At 65.8% G+C, this 18,946-nt stretch carries 16 protein-coding genes; 6 read left to right on the top strand and 10 right to left on the bottom strand.

All coding sequences use genetic code 11. The features are described 5' to 3' along the window. Window positions 1-33: 33 nt before the first annotated feature. Both ASD76_RS00350 and ASD76_RS00355 read right to left on the bottom strand, forming a co-directional pair. A complete protein-coding gene (locus tag ASD76_RS00350) occupies window positions 34-501 on the bottom strand; it encodes a DUF1465 family protein (RefSeq protein WP_055916881.1) in 468 nt (155 codons plus the stop codon). Between the two features lie 110 nt (window positions 502-611). Beyond that, window positions 612-809 (bottom strand): YdcH family protein, encoded by a 198-nt coding sequence (locus ASD76_RS00355; RefSeq protein ID WP_055916884.1) that lies wholly within the window; start codon window positions 807-809, stop codon window positions 612-614. Between the two features lie 184 nt (window positions 810-993). On the opposite strand from ASD76_RS00355, the gene ASD76_RS17770 reads away from it, so the two are divergent. The 5 genes from ASD76_RS17770 to tilS all read left to right on the top strand — a co-directional run bounded on the left by ASD76_RS17770 (window position 994) and on the right by tilS (window position 6,646). Further along, a complete protein-coding gene (locus tag ASD76_RS17770; RefSeq protein WP_082553525.1) occupies window positions 994-1,149 on the top strand; it encodes a YdcH family protein in 156 nt (51 codons plus the stop codon). A gap of 96 nt (window positions 1,150-1,245) precedes the next feature. Beyond that, window positions 1,246-3,516 (top strand): phosphoenolpyruvate--protein phosphotransferase, encoded by a 2,271-nt coding sequence (gene ptsP / locus ASD76_RS00360; RefSeq protein ID WP_055916887.1) that lies wholly within the window; start codon window positions 1,246-1,248, stop codon window positions 3,514-3,516. A 93-nt stretch (window positions 3,517-3,609) separates the two neighbouring features. Further along, window positions 3,610-4,500: a helix-turn-helix domain-containing protein gene (locus ASD76_RS00365; protein ID WP_055916890.1), complete on the top strand. Its 891-nt coding sequence runs from the start codon at window positions 3,610-3,612 to the stop codon at window positions 4,498-4,500. Between the two features lie 117 nt (window positions 4,501-4,617). Continuing rightward, window positions 4,618-5,694, top strand: coding sequence for a tetratricopeptide repeat protein (locus ASD76_RS00370; protein ID WP_055922718.1), 1,077 nt, complete (start codon window positions 4,618-4,620; stop codon window positions 5,692-5,694). Further along, window positions 5,660-6,646 carry a tRNA lysidine(34) synthetase TilS gene (tilS, locus tag ASD76_RS00375; RefSeq protein ID WP_055916891.1) on the top strand — a complete coding sequence of 329 codons (987 nt, stop codon included), beginning with the start codon at window positions 5,660-5,662 and terminating at the stop codon, window positions 6,644-6,646. The genes ASD76_RS00370 and tilS overlap by 35 nt, the downstream gene beginning before the upstream one ends. On the opposite strand, the gene ASD76_RS00380 is transcribed toward tilS, so the two are convergent. The 8 genes from ASD76_RS00380 to ASD76_RS00415 all read right to left on the bottom strand — a co-directional run bounded on the left by ASD76_RS00380 (window position 6,643) and on the right by ASD76_RS00415 (window position 16,461). Further along, window positions 6,643-7,281 carry a L,D-transpeptidase family protein gene (locus tag ASD76_RS00380; protein ID WP_055922720.1) on the bottom strand — a complete coding sequence of 213 codons (639 nt, stop codon included), beginning with the start codon at window positions 7,279-7,281 and terminating at the stop codon, window positions 6,643-6,645. The genes tilS and ASD76_RS00380 overlap by 4 nt on opposite strands. 101 nt (window positions 7,282-7,382) lie before the next feature. Next, window positions 7,383-10,160: a phosphoenolpyruvate carboxylase gene (locus ASD76_RS00385; protein WP_055916893.1), complete on the bottom strand. Its 2,778-nt coding sequence runs from the start codon at window positions 10,158-10,160 to the stop codon at window positions 7,383-7,385. Further along, window positions 10,157-10,768: a bifunctional 4-hydroxy-2-oxoglutarate aldolase/2-dehydro-3-deoxy-phosphogluconate aldolase gene (gene eda, locus ASD76_RS00390; RefSeq protein ID WP_055916897.1), complete on the bottom strand. Its 612-nt coding sequence runs from the start codon at window positions 10,766-10,768 to the stop codon at window positions 10,157-10,159. The genes ASD76_RS00385 and eda overlap by 4 nt, the downstream gene beginning before the upstream one ends. Continuing rightward, window positions 10,768-11,736 carry a glucokinase gene (locus ASD76_RS00395; RefSeq protein ID WP_055916900.1) on the bottom strand — a complete coding sequence of 323 codons (969 nt, stop codon included), beginning with the start codon at window positions 11,734-11,736 and terminating at the stop codon, window positions 10,768-10,770. The genes eda and ASD76_RS00395 overlap by 1 nt, the downstream gene beginning before the upstream one ends. Next, window positions 11,733-13,544, bottom strand: coding sequence for a phosphogluconate dehydratase (edd, locus tag ASD76_RS00400; protein ID WP_055916903.1), 1,812 nt, complete (start codon window positions 13,542-13,544; stop codon window positions 11,733-11,735). Before edd ends, ASD76_RS00395 begins: the two co-directional genes overlap by 4 nt. 156 nt (window positions 13,545-13,700) lie before the next feature. Then, entirely contained in the window at window positions 13,701-15,134 is a 1,434-nt protein-coding gene (zwf, locus tag ASD76_RS00405; protein WP_055916906.1) for a glucose-6-phosphate dehydrogenase, read from the bottom strand. A gap of 72 nt (window positions 15,135-15,206) precedes the next feature. After that, on the bottom strand, window positions 15,207-16,007 hold the full coding sequence (locus ASD76_RS00410) for a transglutaminase-like domain-containing protein (RefSeq protein ID WP_055916909.1): 801 nt from the start codon (window positions 16,005-16,007) through the stop codon (window positions 15,207-15,209). A 37-nt stretch (window positions 16,008-16,044) separates the two neighbouring features. Next, a complete protein-coding gene (locus tag ASD76_RS00415) occupies window positions 16,045-16,461 on the bottom strand; it encodes a secondary thiamine-phosphate synthase enzyme YjbQ (protein WP_055922723.1) in 417 nt (138 codons plus the stop codon). Window positions 16,462-16,622: 161 nt separating this feature from the next. Between ASD76_RS00415 and ASD76_RS00420 the strand changes: the two genes are divergently transcribed. After that, window positions 16,623-18,935 (top strand): glycoside hydrolase family 3 N-terminal domain-containing protein, encoded by a 2,313-nt coding sequence (locus ASD76_RS00420; RefSeq protein WP_082553526.1) that lies wholly within the window; start codon window positions 16,623-16,625, stop codon window positions 18,933-18,935. Window positions 18,936-18,946: the final 11 nt, after the last annotated feature.

Here is an 18,946-nt window from a genome sequence, read left to right on the forward strand (position 1 = left end):
GCGCGCCTGCCGTGAAGTCGAGCGCCGCGGCGCTCAGAGTACGTTGACGGCCTTGCCCAGGCGATCGCGAAGATCGTGGACCGTCGTCGGATGCCCTTCGAACTGGCCCCGCGAGGCATCGTCGAGCCGTTGGATGCGAGCATAGAACCGGCGGCTGCGCTCTATCAGCTCGTTTACCGAAGGAGAGAGCAAGGCCAGCTGATCCGGGTCGGGCTCTGCCTGCGAGGGCGGAAGGTGGCCGTGACGTTGCAGCTGGATTGCCGAAAGCTCGCCCGCGAAATGCGCGCGCTGGTTCAGGAGCCAGGCGATAGCGTGCATCATCCGGGTGGTGGTCCGGAGAGCCTCACACGACAACGCAATGCGCGCGAGATCCTCGTCTTCGCTTACCGTGGTGATCCTGCCGGACAGGTCGAAAGTGTCGCGGGCCCTGTCGGCCAGCGCTAGCGCTTCGCCGTAGAGCGCGTCGACGATCGTCGGGTTGAGATCTGCAGTGTCTGCCATCGGCGTGCGAATGTTACTCTAACATCAGTTAGCTGCGCCAGTTCCCAGCTGCGCCTTTTCCGCGGTTTGGGCGTCATGTCCCGCGAAGGCACGATCGGCGGGCGACGGAATCAGGCGATGATGTCGGGCGTCAGGTAGTCTTCGATGATCGAGATCTGGTCCTTCAGCCGTAGCTTGCGCTTCTTCAGTCGTGCGATTTGCAGCTGATCCTGGGTGTTTGCCGCGGTCAGTGCGGCAATCGCCGCATCAAGATCGCGATGTTCGATTCGAAGCCCCGCCAGCCGCTTCCGCATTTCCTCTTCGGTCACGACCGGATCATCCCCTCAAAGCGTAATATCGATTTGTTTGACCGGCTCATCGCAGCCAGGGTTTGAAGACTTAAGGCTTCTGTGTTTTGATGACAATCGCGCGGCTCGCCGCCTAGAAGTGAGTCGCTGCTCCGGGTCTTGTCCCGTCGGGAGCTTTGCTCCCCAAAGGCAAAGGAGAACGCGAATGGAATCCTCGCACGTCACAGCCCTTCAAGCGAAACACGAAGGGCTGGACCGCCGGTTGCGCGAAGAGATGAGCCGGCCTTCACCCGACAGTTCGATGATCCAAACGCTCAAGAAGCAAAAGCTCAAGGTAAAGGAAGAGATGGCGTTTAGCTGACGACAGCTCTGCGCGGGTGACGGACTCGGGCAAAACAACTTTGTCCTGACCGTCGCCCGCATTTTCAAACTCGCGGCAATGCGTTAACCGATAGGCATGTCCGCCACCGCAGCCGCTCGCTCGATCCTCAATCAGCTTCACGATGTGATGGCCTCGCGCAGTCACGCGCAGGGGAAGCTCAACCAAGTTGTCGAGATCATCGGCGAGACGCTCGATAGCGAAGTGTGCTCGATCTACCTCCTGCGCGAAGGCATGCTCGAGCTTTTCGCCACGCGAGGCCTGAACCAGAGTGCGGTGCACGTCACGCGCCTCGGCATTGGCGAGGGGCTGACGGGGACCATCGCCCAGAACATCGAGACGTTGAACCTCGCGGAAGCAGCCACGCACCCTGAGTTCCAGTACGTGCCGGAAACGGGCGAAGAGAAGTTCCACTCTTTCGCCGGCGTGCCGATCGTGCGGCGCGAACGCTCGATCGGCGTTCTAACGGTCCAGCATGTCGAGCCTCGCCGATACGAGGAAGTTGAGGTCGAAGCCCTGCAGACCGTGGCCATGGTGCTGGCGGAGCTGATCCACAATGCCGGCCTTGCCGACGAGGAAGGCTCTACCGCCGCCGAGGCCGCCCATTCCGGGCAGGAGGTGCTGAGCGGCCTGCAACTGGTGAAGGGTCTAGCCTCGGGCCACGCCGTGTTTCACCAGCCGCGCATCAACATCGAACAGACCGTGGCCGAAGATACCGAGGCCGAGCGTCAGCGGGTCTATCTCGCGTTCGACAAGATGCGCGAACAGATCGAGCAGATGGCCGGCCAAGCCGAGTTCGGCGTCGACGGCGAGCACGAGCAAGTGCTCGAGACCTACAAGATGTTCGCCTACGACGAAGGCTGGAGCCGGCGCATCAACGAGGCGATCGATTCCGGACTGACGGCCGAGGCGGCGATCGAGCGCGTCCAGCAGCGCACTCGGATGCGCATGCGCGAAATCCAGGACCCGTTGCTGCAGGATCGGATGCACGACCTGGAAGACCTCGCAAACAGGTTGCTCAGGATCGTGTCCGGGCAACTCGGCACCGCGGCGACTGCGGGCTTGCACGGCGATTCGATTCTCATCGCCAAGAACCTGGGTCCGGCCGAGCTGCTCGAATACGACAAGCGCCGCCTGAAGGGCGTGGTGCTCGAGGAAGGCTCGCTCACAGCGCACGTGGTGATCGTGGCTCGGGCCATGGGTATTCCCGTGCTCGGCCGCGTGCGCAACGCGCGGGGCCTGATCCGCGACGGCGATCTTCTCCTGCTCGACGGGGATGCCGGGCAACTCGCTATCCGGCCGGCGCAGCAGGTACTCGACGCATTCGAGACTCGCTTTGCCCGCAACCGGGAGAAGCAGGCGACGTACGCCGCGATGCGCGATGTCGAGCCGTTCACTCGCGATGGCACCCGCATCGAGGTCATGATGAACGCGGGCCTGCGCGACGATATTCCGATGCTGAGCCTGACCGGCGCCGATGGCATCGGGCTGTTCCGCACCGAGTTCCAGTTCCTGGTTTCCGCCGCGCTGCCTCAGCGCGATCGACAGACGCGCCTCTATCGCGACGTTCTCGAAGCCGCGGGCGACAAGCCGGTGATCTTCCGCACCGTCGATATCGGTGGCGACAAGTCTCTGCCGTACCTGCGCAGCGAAAGCAGTCGCGAGGACGAGAACCCGGCCATGGGCTGGCGGGCTCTACGCCTGGCGTTGGAACGTGAAGGGCTGCTCAAGGTCCAGGCGCGGTCGCTGATCGAAGCCGCTGCCGGCCGCTGTCTCAACGTGATGTTCCCGATGGTCTCGGAACCGTGGGAGTTCGAGGCGGCGCGCGCGGTGTTCGAAAGCCAGGTCGCGTTCCTGCGGCAGTGCCGCAAGACGCTGCCCGAAGCGATCCGTTATGGCGTCATGCTCGAAGTACCCTCGCTCGCCGAGATGCTCGACGTGCTGGTGCCGCGCGTGTCGTTCATCTCGATCGGGACGAACGACCTTACGCAGTTCCTGTTCGCCGCCGATCGCGCCAACCCGAAGCTGGCGGAGCGTTATGACTGGGTAAGCCCGGCCATCCTGCGTTTCTTGCGGCGGGTCGTGTTGGGCACGATCGGCCATCCGGTTCAGCTGGGCGTGTGCGGCGAAATGGGTGGAAGGCGGCTGGAGGCGCTGGCCTTGCTTGGCGTCGGCCTGCGGCGCCTTTCGATCACCCCTGCGGCGGTGGGTCCGATCAAGGAACTCGTCCGCAAGGTCGACATGAACGAGATTGGGGAGGCCATGACCGGCTGGCTCGCCAATCCGCCCCCGGATATGCGCGTGGCGCTGCAAAAATGGGCCGAAGAGCGCGAAATCGAGGTCGAATAAGAGGACCAAGAGCGAACGCGCCTTGACTTGCGGCGCGCGGCCTTCTCTCTGTCGATTTCAGGTTCGCAAGGACCAGCGTAGAGCTGGAGTAGAATGGCAGACGAAATCCCAGACGAGGCAGCAGTGCAGCCGGCAACCGATGGCGTCGGTGCGCAATTGCGTGCCGCCCGCGAGAAGCTTGGGCTGACTCTTAAGGAAGTCGCCGCCGAGACGCGAATTCCGCTGCGACATCTCGAAAAGATCGAGGTGGGTGATTTCGCCGCTTTGCCTGCGCGGACTTACGCCGTGGGCTTCTCGCGCAACTACGCCAAGCTCGTCGGCCTCAACGAAGAAGACGTGGTCGAAATGGTGCGGGCCGAGCTCGACGCGCAGGAGCCGCGGCAGCGGCCTCGGCCGACGACCTTCGAACCGGGGGATCCCGCCAGGGTGCCTTCGCGCTCGCTCACCTGGGTTTCGATCCTGGCCGTCGTGCTGGTGCTGGCCGGTCTGTTCTTCGCCGCGCGTACGTTCTTTGCTCCGGCCGCCGAATTGCCGTCGCTGGTCGATCAGGAACAGGCCGAACGCGAAGCAGCTGCTGCAAGCCAGCGCGCGGCAGCGACGACGCCCGCACTGGTTGCGCCCGTGGCAGGCCCGGTGGTGTTCACGGCGCTTGAAGATGGCATCTGGGTGCGGTTCTCCGACGCGTCGGATACGCAGCTCATGCAGAAGCTGATGGCGAAGGGCGAGACTTACGCAGTTCCCCCAGACGCAGAGGGCCCGCAGCTGTGGACCGGGCGGCCGGATGCGCTGGCGATAACGGTCGGCGGCAGGGCAGTGCCCAAGCTGGCGGAGGACGATCAGGTCATGAAGAACGTGCCGGTCAGCGCAGAAGCGCTTCTGGCTCGCGCCCAGGCAGCGCCTGCTCCTGGTGCGACGCCGGCTCCTACCGTTGCTCCGACAGGTGGGCTTCCGGCTCCCGCGCCATCGCCGTCGCCCACAGCCTAGCCGGGCGTTCGCCTCGACAACCGAATCCCGCATTGGCACAATGACCGCGGAGGCAGTTCAGCCGCGGTTCGACTTCCATTCCGCATGACCGCGATGAAACGCGACGAGAGGGAACAAATGCAAGTTACGAGGAGCCGTTTCGGCGCCACCCGCAAGACGATCACCGCTCTGCTTTTGGCAGGCATGAGCACGGCGGCGTTGCTGCCGGTTCCTGCCGCGGCGCAGGACGATGCGCGGATGCGCAAAATCGAATCCGAATTGAAGGCTCTGCAGCGGGCCGTATTCCCGGGCGGTGACGGGCGCTATTTCGCGCCAGAAGTCGACACCACGACGCCTCAGCCAGCGCGGCCCGGCGCCAACACCACACCTTCGGGCAGCGCGTTGACCGATGTGCTGCAGCGGCTCGACTCGCTCGAAGCCCAGTTGGCGCGGCTGACCGCCCGCAGCGAGGAAAACGCTAACCACCTGGCGAAGCTGGAGGCCGACCTCAAGGCAGTGCAGGCATCGTCGGCGGAGCTACCGGTGCAGACGGCGCTAAGTCCCTCCACCTCGGCCGCGCAAGGCGCTGGCCCACGCCCCGGAACTTCCGCTCCCGCAACAACACCTCCGCGCGCTGGAGCGCCGACCCCGACGCCGACGCCGGCAGCGACGACGACCGGGCGGACAGGGAACCTTCCGACCGGCAGCGCCACGCGCACGAACACACCCACTCCGACGCCTGCGCCCGCCACCAGCGCCAATCGCAACGGCCCGTCGGCAGGCCGCCTGGCAGCCGTCCGCGCGATCACCAAGCCTGCGACTGCCGACGCCGCAGAGGACGAATACAACTACGGCTATCGCCTGTGGGAAGCCGGGTTCTTCCCCGAAGCGCAGCAGCAGCTGGCGCTCTACGTGGAGAAGTATCCGCGTCACGCCCGCATCAGCTTCGGCCGCAACCTGCTCGGTCGTGCCTACCTCGACAATGGCCAGCCGCGCGAAGCGGCAACGCACTTTTTCGAGAACTACCAGTCCGACAAGCAGGGCGCGCGTGCGGGCGACAGCCTGTTGTTCCTCGCCGATTCAATGATCGCGATTAATGACAAGAACCGCGCCTGCATCGCGCTCGCTGAGTTCAGCGACAGCTACCCGGCGCTCGCGACGGGCCGGCTGAAGGAGCAGTATGACCGCACCAAGAGCAAGGTCTCCTGCAGCTGACGCCATCCCGGAAGCGCTGATCGAGCGCTTCTCGGTTACGCTGGGGCGATTGTGGCCCGGTGACGAACGGTTGGGCCTGGCGGTTTCCGGTGGGCCCGACAGCTTGGCGATGCTGTTACTCGCGCAGGCCGCCGTTCCAGGCCGGTTCGAAGTAGCCTCTGTAGATCACGGCCTGCGACCCGAAGCTGCCGACGAGTGCGCGATGGTGGCGCTGCTCTGCGCGGAGCGGGGCATCCCGTGCGAGGTGCTGCGGGTGACTGTCGACGGCGGAAACGTCCAGGCGGCAGCCCGTGAGGCACGCTACCGGGCGCTCGCCGACTGGGCCGATCGTCGCGGCCTCTCTGCGATCGCCACAGCCCACCATGCGGACGATCAGGCCGAGACGCTGCTTATGCGGCTCAACCGAGGCAGCGGCGTACCCGGCCTTGCAGGCGTGCGAGAGAGCGGGGCGATGCCGGGAAGTGCGATCCCGCTGATCCGGCCACTGCTGGAGTTCCGGCGCCAAGAGCTTGGGGAAGTCATCGAGTGTGCCGCTCCCGCCGCCGCTCAGGATCCCAGCAACCTCGACGACAAGTACGATCGCGTCCGCCTGCGCAAGGCTCTTGCGGGGGTCGACTGGCTCGACGTGCCGTCGCTTGCGCGCTCGGCCACTAACCTGGCTGACGCCGATGAGGCTTTGGCCTGGGCAACCGAGAGAGAATGGTCAGAGCGGGTTGCGGAGAGCCCGGATGAGCTTCGTTATCTCCGCACGGACGCGCCGCGCGCAATCGTCCTGCGAGTGGCGGGACGGGCAATCGGCGTTCTCGGCGGGCAGGCCAGAGGAAGCGATCTCGCTCGGCTCATCGAGCGGTTGGAAGCTGGCGGCAGCGGCAACCTCGCAGGTGTCCTAGTGACCGTCGAGCGCGGTCAGTGGGTCTTCCGACCCGAGCCCCCACGCGGCGCCAGGCGTTAGGCGAGCGGCGTCCCCACTTCGGCCTTCTTGCCGCGCGTGATGATCACCACGTCGCCCTTGCTGGCCACGTCGAACAGTCGCGAAACGAATGGGTCCGGGGCGCCGATGCAGCCGTGACTGGCCCATCCGAGTTCGACAGTGGACCCACCGTGGATCGCCACGCCATCGTTGGTCAGGCGCATGGTCCAGGGCATCGGCGCGTTGCCGTACTCTTCGGAAACGTTGTGCCGCTCCTTGCTCAGGATCGGAAACACCCCGACCGGAGTCGGATGCTCGTCCGTGCCGAGCAGGACCGCCGCCGCGCCGATCTCATAGCCGTCGCGGAACACCGAGATGACCCGCGCTTCGAGATCGACCGTCATCACGATCGGGCCTTCAGCGGGGGCGCCTTCTTCGTTCCAGTGCCACTCGCCGTACTTGATCGGACCTTCGATCGGCAGGACGCGCCGGATGGCGAAGGGGCGCGGGCTCGGCTTGGCAGCAGGCGTGGCGAGTGCGACTTGCGCGGGCTTCACTGCTTCGACGGTCGGCGCGCTGTTCCGCGCTTCGAGCGTATTGCCGGCGATAATGGCCGAGCCCAGCAGCACTACGGCCACCACGGTCGTTCCACCGATCCACTTAATCGCCTCGCTCATGCCGCTCATATTGGCGACAATTATGGTTAACGGCTAGCACCGAAAACGAGGCGTCCCGCAGCGAGACGCAAGGGTGCCAATGGTTAACGCGCGAAGCGGTTTTAGCCGTGCGCGCCGAAGTGGTTGGCGATGGCAGTGGTGATGCGCAGCGACAGGGCATAGGCGCGGTCGATCGGGTCGATGAAAGCCCTGCGCAGTCCCTCGTAACCTTCGTCCGCGCCTTCTGGATAATCGGTCGGTTCGGCCAGTTCGAAGTCGCCGATTTTGGGGAAGCTGGTCGGGAACGCCCGGCGCAACTGGGCCAGAGCCTCGTCGATGCGCAGGGTGAAGACCATCTCCAGCACGTCGTCGCGCGACACGTCGTTGGCGCGGCTGAACGCGGGGACCGAGACCGCGCGGATGAACATGTGCTGGAACAGCGCCAGGCGCAGGGCCTGGCACACGCCGATCGCGCGGCGGACCGACTCGTGCTGCGAGCGGCTTTCGCCTTCCGGCATCATCGCCAGCAGCCGGTGAAGCTTGAGCGCATCGACCCTGAGGCGAGAGGCTAGGCGACGAAACACTCCGGCGCGGTCGTCCTTGATCAGGTATTCCGCCAAGGCCTGGCAGGGTTCGGAGAGGTGGCTCTCGGTTCCACGATAGGGGCGGCTGGCCCAGTAAGCCGAGTTGAACAGTTCGCCGAACGCCGCGACCGTTTTCACGCTGGCGAGCGCGTTGGCGGCCCGGACCAGGCGGATTAGCTGCATGCCGCGCTCGCTTGAGGTGAGCAGGGCGGCGATCTCTTCGTAGTTGCCGTCCGCGGCGCTGCCGACCCCGGCGATCACGTTCACGGGATAGCCGAGCTGCTGCAGGATCGCGTTGTGCGGGATCGCGCGGATCTGCCGCAGGCTCATCTCGCGGTCGGCCGACAAGTCCGACTGGCGGCGCGAGACGCGGCTACCGGTCGGGTTGAGCAGGCCGAGGCCGAACGCCGTCACGGCGCGCGAATAGGTCCGGCTTTCGAGATGCGAATGCTGATGGTCGCGGATCGCGCGGTAGAAATCGAGGCTGATATCGATGCGGCGATAGAACGGATCGGGCGGGGCGTCGGCGTCGGTTTCTGCCGGACACAGCTCCGCGATCCGAGTGAGCGTTGCGAGAGCCAGCTCGGGCGTGGAGAACAGCAGGTAGCCGTCGCCGCCCTGGAAGCTCACCTCGGGCTCAAGCCGGATTCCCGCGCGCACAAACCGACGGCGCGCCCAGGGGCTGAGCGGCCAATCGAGCCGGTCGGCAAACGAATCCGGGTGGGCGCCGCGGCCCATGCTCTCGCCGTGGGTGTTGAACACAAGCGCGGCTATGTCGCCGAGACCGTTGGCCTCCATCGCCTGGGCCAGCCGGCCCTGGAGACGTTCGATGGCAAGGCTCGCCGGGATCTGGCCGACGAAGCGACCTGCATCCGAAAAGCCGGTCTGGATCGAGACCCGCCCGCGCGCCCGGGCGTAGGTGCGGAACTCCTCCTCTGCGAGCAGAGAGTCGAGAAAACGACCGCCATGTTCGAGCGCAGTTTCGGTTTCGAACAGGGGTGACAAGTCGACCTTGTCGGCGATGCCGAACAGGCGTGCAAAATAGAGCCCGGCGAGCAGCGTGGCCGGCTCTTCGCACTCCGCGATCAGCATGCGGATCGGCGCGTCGGCATCGATGTGCTGGAGGATTTGCGCCATCGCCAGGAACTGCCGGATCGCGGTCGAGCTCTCGATCGCGAGCGCGGCGAAGTTGGACCGCAGCGGCTTGGCCTCCGAGATCGCGCGTCGCAGGTGGACAACCGCGCCCTTGCTCGAAAGGTCCAGCGTGCCTTCCGGGTCGAGCCGGCGGCGGATCCCGTTGTGAAGCTGCTTGGCATTCACCCGGAAGTGGATCCAACCCATGCCGAGACCATCGGCGCGCATCGCGGCGGCGAGGGTCTTGAGAGCAATCGCCCTTTCCGCCTCGGCGCTCCGTGCTTCGGCTTCGAGCGCCTCGATGTAACGTACAAGGGACAGGAGCTTGCGCGGATCGTTGGCGGTCAGGCGGTTGGCGGCGACGGAAAGCGCCGCTGGGTCGGACAAGTCGGCGGCAAAGTCCTTCGCACGGTCAGCGGCATAGCCTGCTGCCGGACGCAGTTCGCCGAGGAGGACGTGCGCCGGATCGATCGCAGCGAGTGACACAACATAGCGGGCCAGTCGCTCAGCCTTCTCGGCCAGGCGGAAACCGATCGACTGCGCCCAGCCGATGTCGGTGCGGCCGTCCATGTCATAGCCGACCCAGCTGGCGAACCTGAAGGGCAGCGGAGCGAAGGCGGCCCAGTCGTCGGGCCAGTGCTGCTGAGCGTGGGTCAACAGTTGCGCGACGATCCGATCGCGGGCGTCCTGCGCGTGAGCGATCGCGCGCATCGCCTGTTCGTGTTCGTAGGCGAGGGTGATCTCCGGGCGCGCGGCCGGGACCGCGCAGACCGCGGAATCGACCGGTTCGTCGACGCTCGCCGCTTGAGCGACTGCGGCCGATTGCGCGGGGCTCAGCAGGAACGTCGGGTGCGCGGTGAATACGGCGTGGAGTTGCGGCCGCTCCCAGCGGTTGCGGAACGTGGCGAAGTCTTCGGACCGAAGCGCTGCTGCCAACTCCTCGGCATTGGCCTCAAAGCTCGCCGGCGCGACCAGGCGGTGCAGGCGCTCGGCCCGGCTCTTGAGAGCGTCGCATTCAAGCTCGGCAATCAGGCGGTCGCAGTCGTCGAGAGTCAGTTCGCCGCTTTCGAGCAGGCGCGACAGGTCGAGCGAGAGCTGGAAGACCGGATTGAAGAGAGGTGTCTCTTCGGTGCGCAGATGGAGCGTCTGGATCCGCTCGGTTAGCTCACCGACCGTCTTCATCGTGACAGCGCCGCCGCTTGCCGGGCCAGTGCCTCGATCTGTTCGAAGCTGGCCCCCGGTTTCACGATCCAGCTTCCGCCGACGCAGAGGACCGGTTTGATCGCCAACCAGTCCGGCGCGGTCTCGAGCGTGATCCCGCCCGTCGGGCAGAAGCTGCACTGGGAGAACGGAGCGGACAGCGCCTTCAGGGCAGGGGTTCCGCCGGCAGCCGTGGCGGGGAAGAACTTGAAATGGTCGAGCCCGTGATCGAGCCCGCGCATGATATCGCTGGCCGACGCGATGCCGGGCAGGAACGGCACTTGCCGCTCGATCGCGGCGCTGGCCAAGCGGTCGGTCAGGCCGGGCGAGACGATGAATTCCGAGCCGGCCTCTATCGCGTCGTCGAGCTCTTGCAGATTGGTGACCGTGCCGGCCCCGACGATGGCGCCGGGAACCTGTTTCATATCGCGGATCGCCTGGAGCCCGGCCGGAGTGCGCAGTGTCACTTCGAGCACCCGCAGCCCGCCTGCCACCAGTGCTTCGGCCAAACCACGCGCGTCAGTGCCCTCTTCGATCACCAGCACCGGGATAACCGGCGATGTCCGCATGATCTGGCCGATCGAACTCATCAGGGATGCTCCGTCAAAAACGCTGCGACCGCGCCGTAGAGGCCCGGCTGGGGGTGGATGATAAGCTTCACGGGAATGCCCGACATCATTTGCGTATATCGGCCCTTGAAGCGGAATCGTTCGCCGAAGCCCGATGTTGGCAGCAATTCGCGAAGCCGCAACCCGAGACCGCCCGCGAGGACGACGGCGCTCGCTCCCTGCGCCAGGGCGTAGTCCCCTGTGACGCTGCCGAGCGACGAGCAGAACCTGTCGACCGCGGCGGCGGCCAGGCTGTCTTCGCGGGCAATGCCCTTCTGCCAGACCGCCGTGTTGTCGGTCAGGTCGGGGGCGCGGCCTTCGAGGTCGGCGAGGCAGCGGTAGATTTCCATGATCCCCGGACCCGAATGGACCCGTTCGGTCGAGACCCGCTGGTGCTGGGCGCGCAGCTTGGCGAGAATGCGGTCGTCGATCGAGTCGAGCGAGGCGAACTCCATGTGGCCGCCTTCGGTCGACTGCACATGATAGCCGCCGGGATAACGGAAGAAGTGCGCCACGCCGAGGCCGGTGCCGGGGCCGATCACGCTGATGGTCCCGCTCGTCGGCAGGGGACCTTCGGGGCCGGTGATATGGACGAGTTGATCCTCGGGCACACTCGCCACGGCATGGGCGACGGCGCCGAAGTCGTTGATCAGGGTCACGGCGTCGATGCCGAGTTGATCGACCAGCCCGTGGGTGTGGAAGATCCAGCTGTTGTTGGTCATCCGGATCGTGTCACCGACGATCGGCGCGGCAATGGCGATCGCGGCGGCCCGAGGCAACGTTGTCCCGGATCGCCGTTCGAATTCCTCCCAGGCGGTCTGCAAGCTGGCGTAGTCGCCAGTCTTCAGCGTGACCGGCTCGCCAACCGAGATCGCCCCGTCGTCGGCGATGGTGGCCAAAGCAAACCGTGCGTGCGTGCCGCCCACATCGAGCGCGACAATTTCCCTCACAAACCCCCCAAAGCAAGCATGGCGCTGCCGCCCTTTTCAGCTTCATCGGCCCCCAGCCGGAACATGGCGTACAATTCGCGCGCCGTTCCCAATTCAACCTCGCGCATGACCGCCGGTTCGCGCCCGACGAGATCGGCCAAGGTCGAAATTTCTCCGCGATTGGCGCAGAGGCGAACCACGTCGCCGTCCTGCAGATAAGCCAGCGGCCCACCACCTAGCGCCTCCGGGCTGACGTGGATCGCCGCGGGGACTTTGCCGCTGGCGCCCGACATGCGCCCATCGGTGACCAGCGCCACGCGATAACCGCGATCCTGCAGGACACCGAGCACCGGGGTCAGCTTGTGCAGTTCGGGCATGCCGTTGGCGCGCGGACCCTGAAAGCGCATGACGACCACGACATCCCGGTCGAGCTCTCCGGCAGCGAAGGCGTGGGCGACATCTTCCTGCCGTTCGAAGATCCGGCAGGGCGCCTCGATCGTCCAGCGGTCCGGATCGACAGCGCTGGTCTTGAACGTGGCCCTGCCTAGATTGCCCTCGACCAAGCGCATGCCGCCATCGGGCATGAACGGGTTCGTGACGGGGCGGAGCATCTCTTCATCGCCCGACGGACCGGCATCGCGCCAGGCGAGCTGTTCGCCGTCAAGCCACGGTTCCTGGGCATAGGCGCCGAGATCATCGCCGCCGACCGTCATGATGTCGCGATGGGCGAGGCCCGCGTCGAGCAGTTCGCGGATCACGAAGCCGATGCCGCCCGCGGCGTGGAAGTGGTTCACGTCGCCAGCGCCATTCGGATAGACGCGTGCCAGCAGCGGCACCGCCTGGCTGAGCTCGTCGAGATCGTTCCAGTCGATGATCACGCCGGCCGCCCTGGCGAAGGCAGGGATGTGGATCGCGTGGTTGGTCGAGCCGCCGGTCGCCAGCAGGCCGACCGCGGCGTTGACCACGGCCTTTTCATCGACGCAGCGCGACAGCGGCCGGTAGTCGTTCCCGCTCCGAGCGATCTCCGCCAGCCGATGGACCGCGGCGCGGGTCAGGGCCTGGCGCAGGGGCGTGCCGGGATTGACGAAGGCGGCCCCAGGCAAGTGCAGGCCCATCAGCTCCATCATCATCTGGTTGGAGTTGGCCGTGCCGTAGAAGGTGCAAGTGCCGGGTGAGTGGTAGGACTTGGCCTCGCTATCGAGCAGTTCCGCGCGGCTCGCCTTGCCTTCGGCATAGAGCTGGCGGACGCGCTGCTTTTCCTTGTTTGCTATCCCGCTCGGCATTGGGCCGGAGGGGATGAACACCGTCGGCAGCCAGCCGAAGCGCAAGCCGCCGATCAGCAGGCCGGGCACGATCTTGTCGCAAATGCCCAGCATGGCGACGCTGTCGTACATCGCGTGGCTGAGGCCGACCGTGGCGGATAGCGCGATCACGTCGCGGCTGAACAGCGACAGCTCCATGCCGTCGGTGCCTTGCGTCACGCCATCGCACATCGCCGGAGTGGCGCCCGCGACCTGGCACGTCGCGCCGACTTCACGCGCCCAGACCTTCATCAGCGGCGGATAGGCGCCGTAGGGCTGATGGGCGGAGATCGTGTCGTTGTAGGCCGTGATGACGCCGATGTTTGGGCCGCGCCGCGTCGCTATCGAAGCCTTGTCCTGTTCCATCGCGGCAAAGCCGTGCGCGAGGTTTGAGCAGGGGAGGGCGACGTTGCGATCGGCATGCCGCTCGCCCTCGGCATCCATCAGTTCGAGGTAACGCCGGCGGCTGTTGCGCGAGCGCTCGATGATGCGGTCGGTGACGCGGGAGACCGTGGGGTGAAGGGTCATGAAATCCTCCCCGGCACGGGGAGGGGGACCACCCGCAGGGTGGTGGAGGGGCACGGGCGGTGAATCCCACAACGCGAGGTCAGGAGAAGCCGAGGGTGCCCCTCCACCATGCTCCGCATGGTCCCCCTCCCCCTTCGGGAGAGGATTTCGTTTGCCCTATTCATGCCAAGTTACCCCGTCGCGCTCCGCCAGGGCGATGGCCGCGCTCGGGCCCCAGCTCCCTGCGGCGTAAGGCTTGGGCGTGAGACGCTCTTCTCCCCACAGCTCGCGGATCTTGTCGACCCAGGACCACTGCGCTTCCACTTCGTCGCGGCGGACGAACAGCGTCTGGTCCATATCGATCAGGTCGAGCAGCAGCCGCTCGTAGGCAATCCGCCGTTCCTTGCCCGAGAACGCGTCGGGCATGGCGATGTCGAGCGGCACTTCACGTAGCGCGATCCCGTCGCGGTCAAGGCCCGGCACCTTGGCCATCAGCGAGAGCGTGATGTTCTCTTCCGGCTGGATTCCGATCAGCAGCTTGTTCGGCTTGGTCTGCACGCCCTTGAAGATCGAGTGCGGAACGTCGCGGAACTGCACCAGGATTTCGGTGACGCGCTTGGGCATGCGCTTGCCAGTGCGAAGGTAGAACGGCACGCCCTTCCAGCGCCAGTTGTCGACGTGGGCCTTGATCGCGACGAAGGTCTCGGTCTCGCTGTCGCGGCCGAGTTCCTCGTCATAGCCAGGCACGATCTGCGCGCTGACGGCGCCGTCGCGGTACTGGCCGGTTACGCTCTCGCCACGGCCGACAGGGCGCAGGGCGCGCAGGACTTTGACCTTCTCGTCACGCACGGCTTCGGATTCGAAGCTGCTAGGCGGTTCCATGGCCACCAGGGAAAGCAGCTGGAGCATGTGGTTCTGCACCATGTCGCGCAGGGCGCCGGTCTGGTCGTAGAAGTCGGCCCGCTTTTCGAGGCCGACGGTCTCGCCGACGGTGATCTGCACGTGTTCGATATGCTGGGCGTTCCACAGCGGCTCGAACAGGATATTGGCGAAGCGCAGGGCCAGCAGGTTCTGGACGGTTTCCTTGCCCAGATAGTGGTCGATGCGGAAAATGCGGCGCTCGGGAAAGGCGCTCGCCACCGCGTCGTTGATCTCGCGGCTCGAGGCGAGGTCGAGGCCGAGCGGCTTTTCGAGCCCGATGCGCGAGCCTTCACCCGCGAGGCCAGCGGTTTCCAGACCACGGATCGTCGCTTCGAACAGGCTGGGCGCGGTCGACAGGAAGATCGCCACGCGCTTTCCTTCGGGGCCGACTTTGACCGCGAGTTCCGCGAAGCTGTCCGGGTTGGTGACATCGAGCGGCTGGTAATGGAGCCGGTTGAGGAATTCCGCGATCGGGCCACGACGCTCTGCCGGAAGGAACTTTTCCAGCGCGGCGCGGGCGAAATTGCGGAACTCGGCGTCGTCCATCGCCGTCCTGGCGGTGCCGATGATCTTCAGGTTCGGATCGAGCAGGCCCCCCGCGTTGAGCGCGCAGAGCGATGGTAACAGCATCCGCTGGGCCAGGTCGCCAGTGGCACCGAAAAGCAATAATGTGTCGGCCCTGGACTTCATTGACTCACAACCTTCCCCCAACTTGTGCGAGACCTTCGCTGCACTGCGATAGCAGATGGTTTGGGCCAAAGGTCAAGGGACCTTTGATACCGCTACCATTTTATCGCCGAATTCGACCTCTCCGAACGTCGTCATGAAGCTGACATCGGCAGCGTCGCGACCGACCCCGATCTTCACCGTGTCGGCCGGATCGGCCATTCCCGTGGCGTCGACGATGTGCCAGGCGCCTCCTCCCGGCGTGGTCGGGTCGGCCAGAAAAACCTCTGCTACGGCGTGGAAATCTGGCGGATCGACACTGGGAGAATAGGCGCTGCAGTAACGCGCAGGGATGGCCGATGCGCGCGCCAGCGTAATCAGCACGTGGGCATAGTCCCGGCAGATCCCGCGCCGTTCGACAAAGCTGTCGAGCGCAGTGGTGTTGGTGGTGCTCGATCCTGGAGTGTACGTGAAATTCCCGGCAATCCAGTCGCGGATCGCCAGAATGCGCTTCCCGCCGCAGATGTCTCCGAATTCGGCTTCAACGAAGGGTTGGAACCGATCCGCCGGACAATAGCGGGAATCGAGCAGGTACTGGACCGTTTCTGCGGGAAGCTCATGCGGTTCCAGCCGGGCAAGCTCGCCAATGTCGAGCAGCAGGCGGTCAACCTCGACCCGCGCCTCGTAGGTCACTTCGATCCGCCCTTCGGCGCGAAGCCAGATGCGCTCGCCGATGTCATCTTGCGCCGCAATTCGGGCGAAGTGTTCGGTCTGGCTTACCTCGCTCGATCTGACGAACACGCGCTGTTCGGGGATTGCCGCAGCTTCGAACTGCAGCAGGACATCGGTCACGCGATCGACCGAGAAGGAGAAGTGGGCGCTGATGTCGATGGGCATGCGTCGCCCTAACGCATGCAGCGTCGGGATGTTTCGATCAACTGCCGGATACGTGCAGGACAATTTTCCTTCGGTGCGGCCGGCGCCGGTGCTCGGCGAGGAATATCCCCTGCCAGGTGCCTAGCAGCATCTGGCCTTGCCCGACCGGTACGCTCAGGCTGCTGCCGGTGAGCAGGGCCTTGAGATGCGCCGGCATGTCGTCCGGTCCCTCATCCGAATGCTCGTAAACATCGCCTTCTGGCGCGACCTTCGCCAGCCAGCGGACAATGTCGCGGTGGACCGCGGGCGAGGCGTTCTCGGTGATCAGCAGCCCGGCGCTGGTGTGCTGGCAGAACACAGTGAGCAGTCCTGTGCGGATGCCGGTTTCGCCAAGCCAGCCGGTGATCTCATCGGTGATCTCGTAGAGGCCGGTGCCGTGAGTGTCGAAGCTGAGGATCGTATGCTGGTGCATCATCGGTCCCATATAGAGAGCGATGGCGGGCCAGGGCGAACTCTTTCATGGGCTGGTCCTCGGCCTGTCAGGCTTTGAGAAGGCACGCATTTGGGACTGGCCTAGCCTTTCATCACGAGGCACAAACTGGCGGAACGCGACAAACGCGGTATCGGGAGGGGAATATGGCCAAGCACCTGCGCCGCGGATTGGTAGCGCTATCATTATTAGTGATGCCCGCCGCGCCCATGCTGGCTCAGGAGCGCGAATCCCCCCAGGTTGCGACTGCGAGCGAAGTCGATCTTGACGCGTTGCTCGCCCGGATGACGACGGCGGAGAAAGTCGGCCAACTCGTTCAGCGCATGGGTGGGCGGCAGCGAGCGCTCAATTCGCGGCTTGGGCCTGACGAGCTCGACCGGGTCAGGCGCGGGGAGGTGGGGTCCTATCTCCATGTTGCCGGCGCGGAACCGCTGCGCGAATTGCAGCGCGTGGCGGTAGAGGAGAGCCGGCTCGGTATCCCGCTGCTGTTCGCGATGGACGTGGTCCATGGCTACCGCACGATTTTCCCGGTGCCCTTGGCGATGGCGGCGACCTGGGATCCTGAGGCGGCCGAAAGCCACGCTCGGATCGCGGCGCGAGAGGCGAGCGCAGCTGGCTTGCACTGGACTTTCGCGCCGATGGTGGACGTCGCTCGCGACCCACGGTGGGGGCGGATCGTCGAAGGGGCCGGAGAGGACCCGTTCCTCGGCGCGGCGATGGCTGCGGCGCAAGTGCGCGGCTTCCAGGGATCGGACCTGTCCGCTGCTGACACGATCATGGCCGGGACCAAGCACTTCGGCGCCTACGGTGCTGCGGAGGGCGGTCGAGACTACGCCGGTGCCGACCTGTCCGAACGAACCTTGCGCGAGACTTACCTGCCACCGTTCGAGGCGGCGGCGAGGGCAGGCACTGCCAGCTTCATGACGGCGTTCAATGCCCTTGGCGGAGTGCCGACCACCGGAAACGCCGCCCTGCTTCGCGGCGTGTTGCGCGGGGAGTGGGGCTACGATGGTGTCCTGCTCTCCGACTGGCATGCGATCGAGGAACTCATGGCCCACGGCGTCGCGGGCGATCGTGTCGCGGCCGCGCGACTGGCGCTCGAGGCGGGCGTCGACATGGACATGGTCAGCGATGTCTACGGCCAGGACCTGCTTGCCTCGGTCGAGGCCGATCCCGCGCTCATGGCGCAGCTCGACGAAGCGGTGATGCGCATCCTCAAGGCCAAGCGCGACCTCGGCCTGTTTACCGATCCCTACAAATACCATGATGCCTCCCGCGAGGCCGCCGTCATGCTCAGCCCGGAACATCGCGCCGAAGCGCGCCGGATCGCCGAGCGTTCGATCGTGCTGCTCAAGAACGAGGGCGACGTCTTGCCGCTGGCAAAGTCGGCTGGCCGCATCGCGCTGATCGGTGCCCTGGCCGACGATGCGCGTTCGCAACTTGGCTCCTGGCGGGCGCGGGGTGTGGAGGAGGACGTGGTGACGTTGCGGGCTGCGCTCGAAGCGGCCCATCGCGGCGTCGCTTTTGTCCGCGGTGCCGACAGCCGGAGCAGCGAGACTGGCGGAATTGCCGAGGCGGTTGCTGCGGCTCAGGGCGCCGACCTGGTCGTCATGGCTTTGGGCGAGGATTTCGACTGGTCGGGGGAAGCGCGCAGTCGGTCCAGCCTGGAGCTGCCTGGTGCGCAGAGGGAGCTGTTCGAGGCCGTGGCCGCGACGGGCAAGCCGATCGTGGTCGTGCTTATGGGTGGCCGTCCCTTGGCGATCCCCGAAGTGGCGGAGAAGGCCGACGCGGTGCTCGCCACCTGGCTTCTCGGTGACGAGGCCGGACCGGCTGTGGTGCGCACGCTGTTCGGCGATGCAAACCCGGCGGGGCGCCTGCCTGCGAGCTTCCCGCGGACGACCGGGCAAGTGCCCTACACATACGACCACCTGCCGAGCGGTCGGCCTGCTGATCCGGACCTCGCCAAGGATACCGCGCGCTATATGGATCTGCCGATCATTCCGCTCTACGGGTTCGGTTACGGCCTCAGCTACACCACCTTCGCCTATGGTCCGCTTGCCGTGGACCAGGCGATCATTCCGGCCGATGGTGGAAGGGTGACGGTGTCCGTGCCGGTGACCAATACCGGCGCCCGACCAGGCGACGAGGTCGTGCAGCTCTACATGCGCGATCCGGTCGCATCGGTATCGCGGCCGGTCCAGCAGTTGCGCGGCTTTCGCCGTGTGGCGCTTGAGCCCGGCGAGACGCGGGTCGTGACCTTCACCCTCGACGCCGCGCACTTTGCGTTCTGGGGGCAGAATGGGGGATGGGTCGTCGAACCCGGCATCATCGAACTGTCGGTCGGCGGGGCCTCTGACGCCATCCATGGCCGGACCGACATCACGCTTGTAGGGCAGGGCCGCGGGCGGGCCTCGCCGGCGTCAACCCCCGTCGAGAGTTCAGACCGCCCTGCGGGTTAGGCGCCTTCCGA

The organism is Altererythrobacter sp. Root672 (assembly GCF_001427865.1).
Taxonomy (GTDB): Bacteria; Pseudomonadota; Alphaproteobacteria; order Sphingomonadales; family Sphingomonadaceae; genus Croceibacterium_A.